This is a genomic window from Sporosarcina obsidiansis (assembly GCF_009651005.1).
Taxonomy (GTDB): domain Bacteria; phylum Bacillota; class Bacilli; order Bacillales_A; family Planococcaceae; genus Sporosarcina; species Sporosarcina obsidiansis.
Map to the genome: position 1 here is coordinate 209,963 of NZ_WHVW01000002.1, position 16,589 is coordinate 226,551.

19 protein-coding genes, 1 pseudogene and 1 riboswitch are annotated in these 16,589 nt (G+C 39.7%); of the genes and pseudogenes, 8 read left to right on the plus strand and 12 right to left on the minus strand.

The features are described 5' to 3' along the window. Window positions 1–47: 47 nt before the first annotated feature. From GD002_RS02560 to GD002_RS02585, 6 genes are all read right to left on the minus strand, one after another. Window positions 48–1,526, minus strand: coding sequence for an FAD-binding oxidoreductase (locus GD002_RS02560; RefSeq protein ID WP_153730762.1), 1,479 nt, complete (start codon window positions 1,524–1,526; stop codon window positions 48–50). A 26-nt stretch (window positions 1,527–1,552) separates the two neighbouring features. Beyond that, on the minus strand, window positions 1,553–2,347 hold the full coding sequence (locus tag GD002_RS02565) for an SDR family oxidoreductase (protein WP_153730763.1): 795 nt from the start codon (window positions 2,345–2,347) through the stop codon (window positions 1,553–1,555). Between the two features lie 236 nt (window positions 2,348–2,583). Continuing rightward, entirely contained in the window at window positions 2,584–3,093 is a 510-nt protein-coding gene (locus GD002_RS02570) for a QueT transporter family protein (protein WP_153730764.1), read from the minus strand. A 154-nt stretch (window positions 3,094–3,247) separates the two neighbouring features. Then, complete coding sequence (locus tag GD002_RS02575; RefSeq protein WP_153730765.1) at window positions 3,248–4,003, minus strand: 3-oxoacyl-ACP reductase; 756 nt, start codon at window positions 4,001–4,003, stop codon at window positions 3,248–3,250. A gap of 63 nt (window positions 4,004–4,066) precedes the next feature. Further along, complete coding sequence (locus tag GD002_RS02580; RefSeq protein ID WP_153730766.1) at window positions 4,067–4,288, minus strand: DUF2829 domain-containing protein; 222 nt, start codon at window positions 4,286–4,288, stop codon at window positions 4,067–4,069. A 133-nt stretch (window positions 4,289–4,421) separates the two neighbouring features. Then, window positions 4,422–5,150, minus strand: a complete 729-nt coding sequence (locus GD002_RS02585) for an ankyrin repeat domain-containing protein (protein WP_408020068.1) — start codon at window positions 5,148–5,150, stop codon at window positions 4,422–4,424. 404 nt (window positions 5,151–5,554) lie between these two features. Then, a riboswitch (purine riboswitch) is annotated at window positions 5,555–5,655 on the plus strand. Between the two features lie 52 nt (window positions 5,656–5,707). Between GD002_RS02585 and GD002_RS02590 the strand changes: the two genes are divergently transcribed. The 4 genes from GD002_RS02590 to GD002_RS02605 all read left to right on the plus strand — a co-directional run bounded on the left by GD002_RS02590 (window position 5,708) and on the right by GD002_RS02605 (window position 8,930). Beyond that, on the plus strand, window positions 5,708–6,895 hold the full coding sequence (locus GD002_RS02590) for an MFS transporter (RefSeq protein WP_153730767.1): 1,188 nt from the start codon (window positions 5,708–5,710) through the stop codon (window positions 6,893–6,895). A gap of 356 nt (window positions 6,896–7,251) precedes the next feature. Beyond that, window positions 7,252–7,722: a CPBP family intramembrane glutamic endopeptidase gene (locus GD002_RS02595; RefSeq protein ID WP_153730768.1), complete on the plus strand. Its 471-nt coding sequence runs from the start codon at window positions 7,252–7,254 to the stop codon at window positions 7,720–7,722. A 23-nt stretch (window positions 7,723–7,745) separates the two neighbouring features. After that, the gene (locus GD002_RS02600; RefSeq protein ID WP_153730769.1) at window positions 7,746–8,069 is read left to right on the plus strand and encodes a DUF3784 domain-containing protein; all 324 of its coding nucleotides are present in this window, start codon (window positions 7,746–7,748) and stop codon (window positions 8,067–8,069) included. Window positions 8,070–8,324: 255 nt separating this feature from the next. Then, window positions 8,325–8,930, plus strand: a complete 606-nt coding sequence (locus tag GD002_RS02605; RefSeq protein ID WP_153730770.1) for a hypothetical protein — start codon at window positions 8,325–8,327, stop codon at window positions 8,928–8,930. A 272-nt stretch (window positions 8,931–9,202) separates the two neighbouring features. Here the strand turns inward: GD002_RS02605 and GD002_RS02610 are convergent, their stop codons facing one another. Continuing rightward, window positions 9,203–9,718, minus strand: a complete 516-nt coding sequence (locus tag GD002_RS02610) for a hypothetical protein (RefSeq protein WP_153730771.1) — start codon at window positions 9,716–9,718, stop codon at window positions 9,203–9,205. A gap of 104 nt (window positions 9,719–9,822) precedes the next feature. Between GD002_RS02610 and GD002_RS18015 the strand changes: the two genes are divergently transcribed. Continuing rightward, window positions 9,823–9,948: a hypothetical protein gene (locus GD002_RS18015; protein WP_255425121.1), complete on the plus strand. Its 126-nt coding sequence runs from the start codon at window positions 9,823–9,825 to the stop codon at window positions 9,946–9,948. 401 nt (window positions 9,949–10,349) lie between these two features. On the opposite strand, the gene GD002_RS02615 is transcribed toward GD002_RS18015, so the two are convergent. Further along, window positions 10,350–10,532 (minus strand): hypothetical protein, encoded by a 183-nt coding sequence (locus GD002_RS02615; RefSeq protein WP_153730772.1) that lies wholly within the window; start codon window positions 10,530–10,532, stop codon window positions 10,350–10,352. Window positions 10,533–10,659: 127 nt separating this feature from the next. Here GD002_RS02615 and GD002_RS02620 point away from each other — a divergent pair, with 127 nt between their 5' ends. Further along, on the plus strand, window positions 10,660–11,355 hold the full coding sequence (locus tag GD002_RS02620) for a CPBP family intramembrane glutamic endopeptidase (RefSeq protein ID WP_153730773.1): 696 nt from the start codon (window positions 10,660–10,662) through the stop codon (window positions 11,353–11,355). A gap of 6 nt (window positions 11,356–11,361) precedes the next feature. Here GD002_RS02620 and GD002_RS02625 read toward each other — a convergent pair whose 3' ends face one another. Both GD002_RS02625 and GD002_RS02630 read right to left on the minus strand, forming a co-directional pair. Then, a complete protein-coding gene (locus GD002_RS02625) occupies window positions 11,362–12,090 on the minus strand; it encodes a MerR family transcriptional regulator (protein WP_228548261.1) in 729 nt (242 codons plus the stop codon). 454 nt (window positions 12,091–12,544) lie between these two features. Further along, a pseudogene (locus tag GD002_RS02630) lies at window positions 12,545–12,922 on the minus strand (PH domain-containing protein). A 232-nt stretch (window positions 12,923–13,154) separates the two neighbouring features. Between GD002_RS02630 and GD002_RS02635 the strand changes: the two are divergent. Continuing rightward, window positions 13,155–14,141, plus strand: coding sequence for an SEC-C metal-binding domain-containing protein (locus GD002_RS02635; RefSeq protein WP_153730774.1), 987 nt, complete (start codon window positions 13,155–13,157; stop codon window positions 14,139–14,141). Between the two features lie 20 nt (window positions 14,142–14,161). Next, entirely contained in the window at window positions 14,162–15,268 is a 1,107-nt protein-coding gene (gene yfkAB / locus GD002_RS02640; protein ID WP_153730775.1) for a radical SAM/CxCxxxxC motif protein YfkAB, read from the plus strand. Window positions 15,269–15,322: 54 nt separating this feature from the next. Here the strand turns inward: yfkAB and GD002_RS02645 are convergent, their stop codons facing one another. Further along, window positions 15,323–15,619, minus strand: coding sequence for a hypothetical protein (locus GD002_RS02645; RefSeq protein WP_153730776.1), 297 nt, complete (start codon window positions 15,617–15,619; stop codon window positions 15,323–15,325). 60 nt (window positions 15,620–15,679) lie between these two features. Beyond that, window positions 15,680–16,465, minus strand: coding sequence for a MetQ/NlpA family ABC transporter substrate-binding protein (locus GD002_RS02650; protein ID WP_153730777.1), 786 nt, complete (start codon window positions 16,463–16,465; stop codon window positions 15,680–15,682). Between the last annotated feature and the right edge of the window lie 124 nt (window positions 16,466–16,589).

Sequence of the window (16,589 nt, forward strand, 5' to 3'; positions counted from 1 at the left end):
GACCTGCCGCTACCTTTTAAAGACATAGCCATCCTATCTACTCTTGCTCAAGGTCTAATATATTTTTTAATTTCATTTTCTTGTGGAAAGATGGTTCCATGATTCATAATTCCGTTTGGATCAAAAGCTTCCTTTAATTTTTCTAACATGTAATACGCAGAGCCATGTTCATCTCTAGTCCATTCAGAACGATATTTTCCAATCCCATGATGATGACACATCGACCCACCCTGTTTTAAAGTTTCTTCAATGATAATTTCATGTATAGGATGATGATACGTCAACATTTCATCTTTAGGATCACAATTAATAGTATAATTATATACAAAGTACATATTCGTTCCATTCAGGTAACTATGTGATGAATGACCACCTAACATCGTTAAGTCATCTACTCTGTCAAACTCATTCTTAATTCTTTGCATGACATTATTGTAGATTTTGATGACATTTTCCCAATCTGCTGATATCTCTGTTGTAAATCCATCATGGCTGTTGTTGTCGATCATATCTTGGATTTCTTCATCGATTCTACTTTGATCCCAATTTAAACCATTGAACCATGTTTCAATATGTGAAGGATCTACTTTTTCTACAATACTCATCTTATATTTTTCAACCGCTTGTTCAATAGCTTCGTTAGTTGCATTTACGATCCCTGCAGGTCCTTCAGCCATAAAGATCAAGACACATTTATCTTTATAAAAGTGACTAAAATGTTGTCTTGCATCTTCTTCCGAGTACAACCTAGCAACAGATGGTCTAAATCCGTTTACCATAACTTCTCTCAATATTTCTATTCCCGATTCCATATTCTCCACTAAATAACCATGAAATGTATTATTCTCCGGATAGAACTTAAATATTTTGACCGTTACTTCGGTGATATAGCATAATGATCCTTCGTTTCCGATAGCAATGTGACGAATATCGGGACCACCAGAACGTCTTGGCACATTTTTAATTTTAGAAACATGACCTTCTGGGAAGACACATTCTAATCCAACAACCATATCTTCAATAGCTCCATATAAAGTAGAGAACTGTCCGATGCTTCGCGTCGCAACCAATCCACCCATTTGGGCAACAGGCTTAGATTGAGGTGAATGGCCAGTTGTATAACCCAATTTACGCAATTCATCCTCTAGCGTTTGTAACTTCACACCAGATTGTGTAGTCACTTGCATATTATAAGTGTCTATTTTAATAATTTTGTTCATTCTAGATCCATCTATTACAATAGTTTTTTCTTTCCAGTTTTCCAATCCACCTTCTGTTGCAGTTTTACCACTTCTCGGAATCACGTTAATCTGGTTTTCATTACAATACATTAGTAGCTTCCTAACTTCATCTGTCGTATAAGGATAGATAATCGCAATTGGCAATGGCACGTCTAGCACTTTTTTCACTTTTGCGTACTTTTTATATCTATCTGCAGCTGCATCGTATAATTCGTCTCCATCCGTAATAACTTGCTCTGCTGAAACGATCTTATTTAATTCATCAATATATTTTTGATTGATCATAATATGATTCTCCTCTTAACTTTTATTTATCGAACAAGATAACCGCCATCTACAGTCACTAAAGTACCATTCACATAATTTGATGCATCCGATGCCAGATAAACAATTGTTCCCATTAGATCGACGATATTCCCCCATCTATTCGCTGGAATATGATCTAAAACACGTTGATTAGTTTCAGGATTAGATCTTGTAGCTTTTGTTACATCAGTTGCAAAGTATCCAGGTGCTACACCATTTACTTGAATATTGAATTGAGCTAATTCATCGCAGTAAGCTTTCGTAAATCCAGCTAAACCATGCTTTGTCGCTGCATATGCTGGAGACCATTGACCTCCTAGGAATGAGAATAGTGAACAAGTATTAATAATTTTCCCGCTTTTTCTCAGAATCATATGTTTGGCAACTTCACTTGCCAACTCAAAAGGCGCTGTCAAATTAACGGAAACCATTTTATCCCACTGAATACGCGTGAATTTTGTAACATCTGGTTCGTTAATTCCTATTCCTGCATTATTCATCAGAATATCTATTCTACCGAATGTCTCTAAGCATTCGTCTACAAGTTGTTTGCAGACACCATCTTTTGTAATATCCGCGATAGATAAATGATACCTAACACCCTCTGCTTCAATTAACTTTTTCGTTTGATCGTCATCTTCAGCCATACTTACAACAAACACGTCTGCCCCAGCCTTAGCAAGCGCTAACGCAAACCCTTGTCCTAAACCTGAATTGCCACCTGTAACCATTGCTACTTTCCCTTTCAAATTAAAAAAATTCATATTAAAGTCTGTTATTTTATCTTTCTGTAAATCCATTCAACTTCCACCTTTCTGATGTCTCAGTATTTACAATTATCTTAATCGTATATAAACTTAATTGCAAGCGTTTTCAAAGAAATTTTCCTTAATATTAATTATAATTAATTATAAAGGAAAATTTTCCTTTGTTCACACTTAGTAAATACTATAGATTTAATCGTTTTTTTGACCACTGTTCTTTAAATTCTTCCATACAAAAAGAGCACACTCGCAACTAGCGAATGTGCTCTTTTTCATTTGGATAAATCTATTTTTTTATTCAACGCATATATAATCATTCCGCCAACTGTCATGGACAACAATTCACCGATTCCAACTGTTACCCAAGTCGCCCAAAATGGAAGACCTAGCATAATCGTCAATTGGCCAGCTATCGAGAACATCGACAATGCGAAAACAATAGCTGTAATCACCATTTTTACGATGTCATTCTTTATCTTCTTCGTCAGTGCACGACAGAGTAGTAACGCAAGCAATGTAGCCATAGAGCCAATGGGAACATCTAAGAGCCAAGTTGGTGACATAAAGTTAGCGAACATAACGCCTAATGTGACCGCGACCACATAACGCTTGTTGTACAAAGCTAGATAGTTAAACATCTCTGACAAACGCAGCTGTACTGCGCCAAAACTGATGACTGAAAACATGAAAGTTACCGTCACATACAAAGCCGCAACGAGCGCTGTTTTCGTCAGCTCACTCACTGCACTCTTAGGTGAATCTTTTACATAAGACATACTCATTTTATTTTCTCCTTTGTGAAATAGCCCAATCGCTATTCCAGTAATAACTACGGCCAAAGGAAGAAAGAGCCTATCGCTCAATCAAAAGTGCCGCAGTGCAAACAAAATTTGCTTGCTTGCGTAGTATAACAGAAAACCACTCCAGACAAAAGGTTTATTTCGCTATCCATCCTCCGTCAATCGGAATCACCGCACCATGAATATAATCCGCGGCCGGACTCGCCAAATATAACGTTAAGCTCGCGACTTCACTCGGCTGCGCCCAGCGTCCTGCCGGTGTCTCATCCGCCACCCACTTCGCCATTTCTCCGTCCCCTTCAAAATCCGCTTGATTCATCGGCGTTTGAATAGCTCCCGGAGCAATCGCATTGACACGGATCCCTTCACGACAATAATCCACATCCACCTGTTTCGTATAGCCAACAATCGCATGCTTGGAAGCCGTATACGCTGCACCGCCACCGCCTGCCACAAGCCCTGCTACGGACGCCATATTGACAATAACTCCCGACTTGCGAGCTACCATTTGAGGCAAAACTGCATTCGTCATGAAATACGTACCTTTAACATTCGTATCCATAATCCGATCCCAAAGCGCTTCATCTGTTTCAAGCGTTTTAGCAAAGCCATCCAAAACACCTGCCGTATTCAATAAAATATCAATTTGACCAAATGTTGCAAGCGCCTCTTGAACAGCTCGTGTCACATCCCCTTTCGAACTTACACTGCCAAGAGAATAGGCAAATTGCGCGGGATATATCCGTTTCGTATTCAACAGCTCTCCCTCAATCATATCCAACGCAAACACATTCGCTCCATTTTCCAAAAATGCGAGTGCTTGCGCCTGACCAATACCGGAAGCTGCACCTGTCACAATAACTGTCTTCCCTGCATACACCTCAAATTTCATAGTATCTATCCCCTCCTACAATAAAAAAGCCCATGATCACTCATGAGCTTAGAATCATTCTTTTTATTCTACTATAACCCAATCTTCAGCCAGCAAATCACAAACTGTTGGCGTAAACATAGTGTAGCCTTCCCCTGTTACATCAATCACGAAATAAGGATTCAGCTTCTTCCCCTCTTGCTCGCTTTCCCCAACTAATTTCACATATAATTCCGCTCCGCCCCAACCACTACGGATCACTTTCTCGCCAGCTTTCAAACGTGGCAAGACTTCTTCAAATGTCATGTATATCCATCCTTTTATCGCTGTTTTTATTCGCGTTGTTTATCGGGAAAAGTATACTTGATTAAGAAGGGTATTACAACTGAATAGGCAGTACTTAGCATAGAAATAAATAGTCGGCACACAGATCTTCTTGCTAACGGCCTGCCGTTTCCAAAATCTCTACAATTTCATCGAACCCTTTATCTTTTGCATGTTGCAATGGCGTAATCCCATCATGATCAGCAATTGATGAATCCGCTCCATGGCTGAGTAACAAACGGATAACATCCTGTTGTTGTTTACCGCCATCGTTTAGAATGACCGCTTCCATGAGTGCTGTCCATCCGAGATTATTTACATGATTGACATCGACAGCCGTCTGGGTCAGTAATTCCTCTACGATCTCAATATATCCATGCTCTGCTGCAGGAATTAATGCTGTACCGCCATAACGATTCGTGATCGTCGGATCGGCACCCGCTTCAATCGTTAGACGCAAAATATCCAAATATCCTTCTGCTCCTGCATAAAGGAAGGGGGTATTCTGCATATCATCCTGAACATGCTGATCGGCACCTGCATCTAAAAGAGCTTTAACTGTTGGGGTGTCATGATTATAGGTAGCAATCATGATCGCTGTACGCCCTTGAGCATCTTGTACATTTAGATCTATTCCACTTTCTATAAGCTGCTCCACTTTTTTTGTATCTTTTTTCGAAGCTGCCTCAAATAATTCATTATTCACTTGATCTCCTCCTGTTTGCATGCGATTCATATGTTCTTGTTCAACTACCCCACACGCCTGCAGTATAAGTACAAGTATGAAACATAGATATATTTTTTTCAAACTCAGCCATTCCTTTCTTACATTATACTTCAGCATAATTGGCCTAGATTAGAAAAGACTATGATTTCAACTCATCGTCTAGAGAAACGAGTAGCTTCTGATGAATTCAGTTAAAAAGGCATCGGAGTATCAAGCCTATCATGTTTGTAATTCTGACAGAATATACATAATTCTAATAGTCTTCCACCGCTCTTTCAAGGTTTCAAAACTTCTTAATGTATTTTCATTTTTAAACATACTAGAGAATCTAAAATTCCCTTTGGTTGTATTCATATATTGGTCGTCTCTTTGTGAATATTTCGCATCATTATACCACTTATTGTTAACGCTCAATCACTTATTCAAAATGAGTGGTCACTATACAAAAAACTATGACAATTGTATTCGTATTCTTCGTTCCTTGCCAACCACCCCAATCCATGATAAATTGAACAATAGAAAATTTCATTACGAAATCCACATGTATAACCTCGATAATATGGTTCGAGGGTCTCTACCAGGAACCGTCAATATCCTGATTACAAAAGTTTTTTTGTAATCGGGATTTTTCTATTCATCAAAGAGTATTTGCAGCTCGGATAGGAGGAATTGTTTTGGATGTACGTGTATTTTTATTAGCGGTATCTGCCATTACAGTTGGACTAGTAGAACTAGTAGTAGGCGGGATTTTACCCGTCATCGCAGATGATTTGAATGTTTCCATTGCAACGGCCGGACAGCTGATCACGATTTTTGCACTTGTTTATGCAATTGCGGGTCCTGTATTGCTGTCGGTGACAGCGAAGGTAGAACGCAAGAAGCTGTATTTGATAACGTTAGGTGTGTTCTTTCTCGGGAATGTCTTGACATATTTGAGTCCAACATTTGGTCTGATGATGGCGGCCCGTATATTAACGGCTGCTAGCGCGGCTTTGGTCATTGTGCTGTCACTGACGATTACCGCGCGCATCGTGGAGCCAAAGGTCAGAGCGAAGGCGCTCGGGTATATTTATATGGGGATTAGTTCTTCACTTGTACTCGGTGTACCAATCGGAATTGTGGTCACGAATTCATTGGGCTGGCGTTCGGTGTTTTTAGGGATTGCGATTTTGACGATTGGTTCAATTGTATTGATTGCGAAATTCTTGGAGAAGATTCCAACGGGTGATGTGCAGCCTCTTTCTGCGCAAATCAAAGCACTTGGCAATAAAAAGATCTTGTTTGCACATTTAGCGACGATGTTTATGCTCGCGGGTCATTATACGGTGTATGCGTATTTCACACCATTTCTTGAGACGACGATGCAGTTGAGCCCGTATTGGATTAGTGTATTCTACTTTCTATTCGGACTAGCGGCAGTTGGCGGTGGCGCATTCGGTGGCGGATTAGCTTCTCGGCTTGGTTCAAAGAAAAGTATTTTGATCATTTTGGGTGCATTTGCGCTGAGTCTGTTCGCGTTACCCTACTCGACGTTTTCTATTCCGCTATTCATAGTCTTCATGATGATTTGGGGCGGACTGAGCTGGGCGCTGGCACCTGCGCAGCAAGATTATATTATTACAAGTGATCCTGTATCATCGGATATTCATCAAAGTTTTAACAACTCAGCGTTACAAGTTGGGATCGCGCTCGGTTCTGGTGTCGGTGGAATGGTGTATAGTCAGACCGGGAGCGTTACAAGCATGCCGGCAGTTGGTGGTAGCATTGTGGTCATTGCGTTCATTTGTGCGGCTATTTCACTTTCCTTCTCTGTAGAAAAAACAAGAAGGCGGCACAGACGGGAACAAGAACAAACGATTTAATAATATAGAGTCAACAATTCAAGGGCAATCCCCCCTGTCTTAGTTGGCTCTATTTTTTTGTATAGATTCACATAGACTGATTTATGATCAATTAGTGAATCTTAACATTGTGGAAGAACGTATCACTGATAAGTGGTATTCAGTTTCTTAAATACAGTGAAAATCCATAGGTAGGGAGAGGTGCTATTGTCCAGAAATAAAAGTATTTGTTTGATAGGGATTCTTGTGATGGCCCTTGTTTCCTTTTGAAATTTTTCGGATTACACATTGCTGGAACGACAGTAATTGTTGGTATTGTGTTTTTCTTCATCCATCGTGCATCAGATAAAAGTGCACCCCCCGAGGATGGTCTGAGTTTGAAAGCAATCCGTATAAATCTGAAAGACAAGTCAATTTGGTTATGGATTACCTTGCCACTGCTGATGAATTTGTTATGCATCCTATTGGCGACAACTTTCTTGCCGGAATTCATGGAACATCTGGCTGGACGAACAGAGAGGTTGATTTCATTCAATCAGCTAGCACTACTCATCCTCCAGCTTGCCATTTTGGCGCTAGGAGAAGAAATCGCGTGGCGTGGATTTTTCCAGAAACAAGTAAGCAAATGGTTACCGATCCTTCCCACGCTGATGGTAACTTCCCTCCTCTTCTCCATTGCTCATTTCACAGTTGGCGATATGGTAGTGGTCAGTTATGATCTATTTTTTATATTCATTAATAGTATGTTGTATGGTATCGTGTTCCATAAAACGAACAATGCTTGGATCAGCGCATTTTCACATTTTATCGCGAATTTGTCTGTTGCCTTTCTCTTGTTCTTTATGTAGGTTAATAGAAATGAGGTGCTACCATGGCTGGAGCAATTGTAAATATTGTAGTTTTGATTCCTTTCTTAGTTTTCGCTTACTACCTCTCCCAAGGAAAAGGTGCTTTTCTTTTGTCAGGATATAATACGATGACTGAAGAGAAAAAGGCGGAGTTTGATGAAAGGGCATTGTGCAAATTTATGTCAAAAATCATGTATGGATTGAGTTTTTGTATTGGATTATTTGCGTTAAGTGAAGTACTAAATAAGCAAATTTTATTCATCATTGGATTGATTCTATTCGTGTTGATTTTATTTTTTGGAATTGCCTATTCAAATACAGGGAATCGATTTAAAAAAATAAGGTAGGTGTTGCGCTTTGGTTAGAAGACGTGGAGTTTACAAAATAGAGATAATAGGCAAACAGTTACGATGTACGCTTTGTGAGAACACAACGTTTACTCATCGAGAAGTTTATTTAGATCTAGAAAGACCAATGAAGAGTGAGCGACCGCAACTCACCTTACAGTCACTCATTTGTGAAAGATGTAGCACAACACAACTTGTTCAAGAGCAAGTGAATGGTTCGGAAACCAATATCGTATATAACGAGGTGAATTCCTAATGGTTGAAGATCTGAGTTGTGAAGAAAGCCGGATTTGGATTCTCGGCAAGCCAGTAATTTGTAATTTTTGCGAGCATGATGTGTTTACTCCCTTTGAGACATATAAAAACGTGGAGGAGCCAGGGATCGAGGTTTACTTTGTAAATTACACGGCTGTTTGCATGCGGTGCGGCTGTGCAACACAGTTTAACGACCCAAGCCATCCTAGTGCAGACGGTACAGATTATATATGGGCTTTTGATCAAACGTTACTTCATCCGCCAGAGCCAGAACCACCTGTAGTCAGAATAGTGGATCCAGAAACTTTACAGGCGCAAAAGACATGCTTACATCTTGCTCTTCAGATACTTGTTAAAGAAGGAAAAGTTGGTGATACTGTATTATCGTTAGCAAAAGAGATGCAATATGAACAAGTGGTTTCCCTGATACGGCCTAATACGCAGCAACCAGAGGAGGAAATTACGCCTGTAATATGTTTAGCCATCGTGTTGACTGAGTTGTCTTCTTCCTATTTCATCGATGGAAACAGATTATATTCTATTATCGAGCATGAAAGCTATCCTGGCGTAGAGACTTTTTTACGCGAGCAACTTTTTGAGGCATAAAAAACGCTCGGATATCTGAGCGTTCTCAAATTCACGCAATCGATGAGTATACTTAGATAGAATTACATGCCACGATTTCGCTCCCTATCCTGAGCCCAGCGTCTTTGAACAAAATGTATGGAACCTACAAAAATTAACGTACCGCATAACGTGTAAATGAACCTAATCAGAAACGTTGCCTCCGTATTTTCAATACCCAATAAAATTGCCGCTAAGAAGATCCCTAGCAACCCTTTTTGAACATCATTTCAATGAGTACCCTTTCTTTACTTCTATAAATCCCCAATACGAGTCAACATCTCTACCACATGTTCCAAAAACTCTCCAATCTCCCCCATATGATCTTCCGTTAATTTCGGCTTAAAAACGATCGTAATAGTGTTCAAAAAGCCTGGTTCCGTTTGGTTATATTGAAAACTAAGCGTCTGACGATAATCGATATCATTTTCCCAAATTGCTTGAAGAACTTGCTCGATCTGTTCGCATTCAGTATCTAGATCTTGAACGTTTTTAAGAACTCTTAGTGAAAGCAAGCAGCCTGGTTCTGCCCCATCCACTTCCAGTATTTCATCGGCTAACTCTTGAAGTGATGAATGTAACACAATTTCACCTATCACAGCTGGTTGGCCGACGAGAGAGAAACGGATCGTGAACTTTCTAGACATCACAGCTACATCTAGCTGGTCGGTACGGTTTACGATATTGATCGTACGTTCTAAATTATCTAAATCATACACCCGATTTTCAAATGCTACTTTCAAATTTTCAAAAACAGTCGGATCATACATAGAATTGCCTCCTTTTTCACCAACATAACACGTTTTCTTTCGTTTGTATAATCTCCGCTAATACAGCCACCTTAGGTATAAACGTAGAAAGGATGTATGCATACATGACACAGAAAGAAACACCTATAGCTACATTGAGCACTGAGGAACTTCATGCATTAAACAAATTGGAGAATGAATTAGGCGTGACACTGGTAGCATATGAAAGTGCTTCTTCGAGTAATAAGTGACTTGGTTTTACTAAAGGAGCTGTCCTGAAAGTGAAATATCTTTCAGTGGCAGTTATTTTATTTACGTAAAAAGTTAGGCAACGCGCCAAAGTTGCATCGCACCGATCGGTTTCTATGAGCGGTTGACCGGGGGTTATGATCGCGTATGCGGTTTCTATGAGCGGTTGACCGGATCTTGTGATCGCGTATGTGGTTTCTATGAGCGGTTGGGGAGATTTCCGATCTTACCACACAACCAGCCAAACGAGTCGTTCACCGCATAGTTCACCTTCTTAAAAATAGCCTAGGATGAACAGAAATTTTCCTATCCATACAAAAATAAGAGCCGTCCGAAAAGTCAAGTGAAAACAACTTTTCGGACAGCCCCTTTTCCCTTTTGTTTACTATTGGCCATTACCTATTCATTTCTCCGCTAATTTCCTAGTCACATAGTATTCTACCCATGCAATTCCTGCAGAAGTGCCAAATGCAACAGAGAAAGCTGTTAATACATTTAAAGTAGGCTTAAACCAAGCATTTACGAGTAGATTCAGACTAAAAAAGAGTAGAAAATACATAAAGAATTTTAGAATCGTTCGTTTCACATGTAGGACCTCCGCTCGAATAAGTGTGGTACTAGTAGTAATTTAAGGTGTATTCAGAAAAAACTCTTGCAGGTTCCGTAACGTCACCTTATACACTGATATTAACACCGTATGAGGAGGAAATATTATGTCTACGTTCTTCAAAACGTCTCCGTGGAGCAAAAAGGAACTCATCGTACTTTTATTCCTTGTGTTAGTGCTCGTTCCCTTTTTTATAGAATACCTCTTGATGGACTACCTGACTAATCTATTTCAAAATGATTTATACTCTGGTACATTGATCGGTTTTATCATGTCTATTGTTTTCATGACAGGGCTTTATGTGGTTGCCTTAAAGCCGAAACAACTAAACTGGAAGGAAGTTGGTTTGGTTTATTTTCCTCGCTCCTATTGGGTTCGGATTGTTGGCTGGACCATCATGTTAATCTTAGTCAGTGTTATTCTAGTGATCTTAATGTCATTCGTTGGAATAGGTGTGGAAAATAGTAAAACAGAGAGTATCCAAACACATCTCTCGCCACTCTCTTTTTTCATTGCGTTTGTTTCTGCTTGTATTATTTCACCTGTGTATGAAGAAATTTTTTACAGGGGCTTTCTGTATCGGTGGCTGCGAAGTCACTATGGCTTTGGGATAGGAATGGTGGGTAGTTCTCTCATCTTTATGTTGGTTCATATTCCAAATTTCAATGTATTACCCGCCACATTCATCTCGGGTCTGCTCTTTTCGTGGACGTATGAAAAGACAGGTTCCGTCATTCCAGGCATGATAATTCACGGCACATTTAACGCAATAGCACTATTTCTTACTGCTTTTGCTTACTGAATGAAATCAGACAGATAGCGCTTCTTCAATGAACGCAATAATTTCTTCACGAATCGGATACAATCCAAGATCAGCAGACGCTTTTTCAGATTTTCTCACATCCCAAAACTTGTCCATGAGTTGCTGGTCACCTTGAAATGTCTCTTCAGAAAGAATATTCATATCATCAATAATAAGTTGTACTTCTTCTGATTTTGGAGAAGTACCTTTTTTTATACATAGTTCTATTCGCTTGATTAAATTGATCCATTTTTTCGTGGAGACTTCTTGACTTTCTAATGAAGGGAGTTGTTTCACTAAAATTTGTTGCTCTTCATTTGTAAAATAAGAAGTCCACTCCCGTTCTTGCTGATGAGTTGCCACTAGCGTAACTAAATCTTCCCATTTTATTTCGCCTTCCAAATCCAATGCATGGATCAATGATGTAGTATGACGAATGGATTCACTCATTGTTTCCACTTGTTCAGTTAAAGCAGCTCTATGTGCATGAAGGATCGATGTCATGGATTGCTCTTGTATAATTTTTTTGCTGTCTTCAAGAGATAGCGAGAGAGATTTTAAAAGTAAAATCTTTTCTAACGTAAAAATATCCGATTCAGAATAAAACCGCTTGCCGCCATTTCCTCTTTCAGAAGGTTGGACCAAGCCAATCTGATCATAGTAACGTAATGTTCGAACCGATACTTGCAGCTGCTTTGCTAGTTCGCCAGTAGATAGATAGGTCACTTTTGTCATTTATTGTAAACACCTTTCTAGCAATTCCGGCACTCTCCCCCTACCACACTTGTCGTTGTGTTCGCCCGTAAATTTGGTATAACCTCGGTCGAGATAACTCCTTTTTTCATAATCCTCATCTTTTCACTCATTCCTATAAATAATCGTCAATGTAAAACTAGCGTATCATTTCAAAGACTATTTGTATATTCAGAGTTTTTTGTTTGGCGCGGTACAACTCTATATTAGCGCGGTAGGTAAGATCTTTGGCTCGGATGGCTCATGGAATAGCGCGTTGATGGCAACCTTTCGCTCGTTTAATCGATTGTTTGGCGCGGTAGCACAAGACTTACGCTCGGTTCTTTATCTAGTCGATAATAGCATACAAACTTTTCATTCATACAAAACGAAATAGGCCATTCATTAATAATAGACGACTGGCCATACCCGATTTAGACAATAAGTAACAGACAAACTACACACAAACCATAGCTAATATTTTTGAATATCGTAAACACTTTTGTCTTTCCTAAATTGCTTTTCAATAAGTGGAGTTGGCGATCTAGAAATCCATATTTTTAACTCCGCATCCATGTCAAATGTACCCGCAGTTTCAATACTGTAATGAGAAATGCTTTTTAAAAGGAATCGAATGATATTCCACCTTCTTACCTGTGACCCCTTGCTTACCCACAAGAATTAATCGCGTTTTGGCAAATACAATTACATCTCGTACCAATCTAAATGCAACTTCAACCTCTTCTTCTTCAGCTAAAATAAGTTGTAGTTCTTTCTTCACCTCTTCATTGTTCACAACGGAAGCATTCCCTAAGAGCGCATCGAACAAACCCATATAAGCCATCTCCTTTTCATTTGCCCATCATGTATTTTATCTACTAATCATTCGCTATTAACACATTTTAACATCTTCTCCTCTTTAGTTGAATCTTCTACTTTACGAAAAGATCATGCTCGATAAAATTCTTTCATTATTCAAAACAATAATTACCATTCAAATCCGATGTCATCTCGTCTCTCGTTTGGTACACTAGACTATGTGTTAATTTTTTAAAGGAAGTGTATCTATGGTTGGAAGAAATGAGCCATGCCCATGCGGCAGTGGTAAAAAGTATAAGAAGTGTTGCGAATCAAAACAGTCTGTGTCGGTTGAAGACGTACAAACTGAAGAAATGGAGCGTTTGTTACAGACGTTCTATGACACCTATCCTGAGCGTAAGGATATTCAAGAGTTTATTTCCTTCGCCGATACATGGAAGTCCCCTTTGCGCGCATTTTTGCCTGAAGAAATGATTGAAGCGATAGCGTTGGATGAGTTCTTTTTCCATCAACGTTCTGATATATGGGAAAGTTATATTGAAAAGCAAAAAAAGAAACAAGTACGGCCTTCTATTCTAGGCTTGCTTGATCAATGGGCAGAGCCGCGAGTTTTCATTGGTGAAGTGACTGCGGTCGATGAGACGTATATGACTGCTAAGAGCATAATAGGTGATGAAGTAATCCAGTTGTGGAAAGAAAGTGAAAAACCAGTTCCTGCTGGCGTTCATTTTTATTGCTTCATCCTACCTGATGGTACAGAAGGCTCCCATTACTTAGCTGTGTCGAGCTTGATCTTCTTCCCTACGGATCATTCTGAAGCGGTCAAACGGTTTGCCAAGAAGTTCGATAATATGGCAGAAAAAAAACCGAGCGAATTATTGAAAGAACAGACGATGACCTTTTGGCAACAACTTGGTGAAGATGGCTATGCAGGCGGTGAGTTTACTGAATTCGAAGCGGGTGTCTTGCTGGAGGCTGTGGACTTTTTAGAGAAGAACGGACGTGATTCTGCGGCACTAGTAGAATTAATTGAAGATTTTTTGGTCGAACAACAGCCAAATGCAAGAAAAGAAGTGGCCATTGCAGCCGGCGCAATCCGATATGGACAGGAAAATGAATTGTTCGAACCGTTACAGATGACAATGAAAGATATTGCAGAATGGTTTGGTGTCTCCCCATCTTCCATGAACAAGTATGCAAAAGACATTGCGCAGTACGTTCTAGAGCAAAACTAAAAAGGTTAGGAGTTTGAAAGATGGTTTTATCACACCCCCGTTTGTCGGATGCTTGGGAAGCGTATAACGACGTGGATACACACGGCAAACAAGTTCTATCTAGTATTGAATTCACGACGACTTATCTATGTAATATGCGTTGTGAACACTGTGCAGTCGGTTATATGTTACAGCCAAAAGATCCTGAGGCACTGCCAATTGAACTATTACTTCAAAAGCTTGATGAAATTCCCCACTTGCGTACCATTAGCTTAACCGGTGGAGAGCCGATGTTTTCTAAAAAATCGGTGGAGCAATATGTCGTACCTTTATTGCGATATGCTAATTCTCGCCAAATAAAAACGCAAGTGAATTCAAATTTAACGATGCCATTTGATCGTTATGAAGTAATTGCGCCGTATTTAGATGTACTGCATATTTCGCATAATTGGGGTACGGTAGATGATTTCATTGATGGTGGGTTTGCCAGAATGGAACGCCAACCGCCACGCGAACGACGTGCCGCTCAGTTTACACGAATGATTGAAAATAGCAAAGCGTTGTCAGAAATGGGCGTTATGGTGTCTGCAGAGACGATGCTAAATCGACGGACACTCCCACATTTGCAGACGATCCATGAGCAAGTAGTGAATGAAATGAAGTGTGGTCGTCACGAAATACACCCTATGTACCCAAGTGATTTCGCCTCTTCGTTGGACGTGCTTACACTGGATGAAACGCGACAAGCCATTTCAGATTTGCTCTCGTATCGCGATGAAGAAACGTGGATGTTATTTGGTACGCTGCCATTTTATCAATGCAGCCAAGATCCACGCGATCAAGAGTTATTTGCCAAACTCGCAGTCAGTCAAAACGTGACCGTACGCAATGATCCAGACGGACGTTCGAGGTTAAATGTTAATATTTTCACAGGAGATGTCATCGTCACGGATTTTGGTGATGTCCCACCACTTGGAAATATTCAAACGGACAATTTGCCTGAGCTGTACGAAAAATGGCAACAACATCCTCTTGCAAAGAGCGTAAGTTGTCATTGCACTGCTGTTCGGTGTCTTGGTCCGAACTTGCTCGTCAAAGATGCTTATTATCAAGATGTTGACTTTACAAAACGTCAATTGGTTCGATAACGCAAAAAACGTACGACTTCACATGATGAAGTCGTACGTTTTACATTTCACAAATCAAAAAAATAAATATAAAAGACCACCGATCACAGACACCGACAACATCAGCTTTGCTGCTATAGATGATCTTTTCGCTATCATCCCTACAATAAAACCTACAACCCCAATCGCTAAAAGTACTAACGCGATCGCTTTCTTGATAGTATAGTTATCTGGAAAGGAAGTGAAAGATAAAAAGCCTATCAGTAAACTAAGAAGTATATTCTGAATCCATATGCCCGTTCGATCGCCAAAGCGTTTTTGATATAGTAATACTTGTCCAATAATTACTAGCATGCCTAACACTACAAACAATATAAAAAGTTCTCCCAAAGTCTTCACCTCTATTGTGATACTTCCCGCATTTCCTGAAGTTCACTCACCAAATCCTTGAAATTCGTCCTCCATCACTTTTTTGAACGTCTTTGACTGAACTGCTTTCTCTAAAGCTTCAGCAAAGTCCTTGTCCAGATCTTCCTCTCTTACGGTCAACACATATTTCAAATTTTCATTCAGCTGTTCCTCAGAAAGCGCATCATCTAACTCCATCTCATTGACAATGACATAGTTGTCTGGAATAATCGCGAGATCCCCACTTGCCAATGAAGCGACTAGTTGCGAGGTCAGGATTGGCTGGATTTTAAGTTTTTTCGGATTACTTTCGATTTGTTGTTCATTCACCGCGTAAGTAGGTGCTGTTGAATCTAATGTAAGCAGTCCTTGCTGTTCCAAAAAACGAAGTGCTCTCGCTGTACCTAACTCATCATTTGGAATGGTTATTAATCCGCCATTTGGGATGTCATCCAGCGAGGTAATGGAGTTCGAGTATAAGCCAAGACCCACACTTGGAACTTCAATAAGTGGTTCAATTGAGACTCCATATTCTTCTTTGAATTGATCTAAATAAATCTTTTGCTGAAATAAATTCGCATCAATTTCGCCATCTGCTAAATCGGTATTCGGTTCGATCAAGTCTCCGAATTTCACAACTTCAGCTTTATAGCCTTGTTCCTTTAAAGCAGGTACTAATGCTTTCTCAACGACTTGCGCATAAATTCCTTCTGTCGTACCAATTTTCAATGTCTGACCGCTTTGGTTCTGGCTACAACCTGCAAGCATGACGCCAAGCAAAGTTAGAAGTCCCAGTATTTTCATTTTCATCGGATTCCACTCGTTCCTTTCAAAAAAAGCTACTATATCCCATCTTATTCTCTCCAAATTTCACTGTCAAACAGGATGGTCTTACATGAAAAAAGATGTGCAACATATATACACATCTTTTCAC

Bases quoted from the DNA above. Each gene is read 5' to 3' on its own strand.
- GD002_RS02560 (WP_153730762.1), bottom strand. From the start codon at position 1,526: ATGATCAATCAAAAATATATTGATGAATTAAATAAGATCGTTTCAGCA.
- GD002_RS02605 (WP_153730770.1), top strand. From the start codon at position 8,325: ATGGTTGAAGATCTGAGTTGTGAAGAAAGCCGGATTTGGATTCTCGGC.
- GD002_RS02565 (WP_153730763.1), bottom strand. From the start codon at position 2,347: ATGGATTTACAGAAAGATAAAATAACAGACTTTAATATGAATTTTTTT.
- yfkAB (WP_153730775.1), top strand. From the start codon at position 14,162: ATGGTTTTATCACACCCCCGTTTGTCGGATGCTTGGGAAGCGTATAAC.
- GD002_RS02620 (WP_153730773.1), top strand. From the start codon at position 10,660: ATGTCTACGTTCTTCAAAACGTCTCCGTGGAGCAAAAAGGAACTCATC.
- GD002_RS02575 (WP_153730765.1), bottom strand. From the start codon at position 4,003: ATGAAATTTGAGGTGTATGCAGGGAAGACAGTTATTGTGACAGGTGCA.
- GD002_RS18015 (WP_255425121.1), top strand. From the start codon at position 9,823: ATGACACAGAAAGAAACACCTATAGCTACATTGAGCACTGAGGAACTT.
- GD002_RS02600 (WP_153730769.1), top strand. From the start codon at position 7,746: ATGGCTGGAGCAATTGTAAATATTGTAGTTTTGATTCCTTTCTTAGTT.
- GD002_RS02635 (WP_153730774.1), top strand. From the start codon at position 13,155: ATGGTTGGAAGAAATGAGCCATGCCCATGCGGCAGTGGTAAAAAGTAT.
- GD002_RS02610 (WP_153730771.1), bottom strand. From the start codon at position 9,718: ATGTATGATCCGACTGTTTTTGAAAATTTGAAAGTAGCATTTGAAAAT.
- GD002_RS02625 (WP_228548261.1), bottom strand. From the start codon at position 12,090: ATGACAAAAGTGACCTATCTATCTACTGGCGAACTAGCAAAGCAGCTG.
- GD002_RS02650 (WP_153730777.1), bottom strand. From the start codon at position 16,465: ATGAAAATGAAAATACTGGGACTTCTAACTTTGCTTGGCGTCATGCTT.
- GD002_RS02585 (WP_408020068.1), bottom strand. From the start codon at position 5,150: ATGCTGAAGTATAATGTAAGAAAGGAATGGCTGAGTTTGAAAAAAATA.
- GD002_RS02580 (WP_153730766.1), bottom strand. From the start codon at position 4,288: ATGACATTTGAAGAAGTCTTGCCACGTTTGAAAGCTGGCGAGAAAGTG.
- GD002_RS02570 (WP_153730764.1), bottom strand. From the start codon at position 3,093: ATGAGTATGTCTTATGTAAAAGATTCACCTAAGAGTGCAGTGAGTGAG.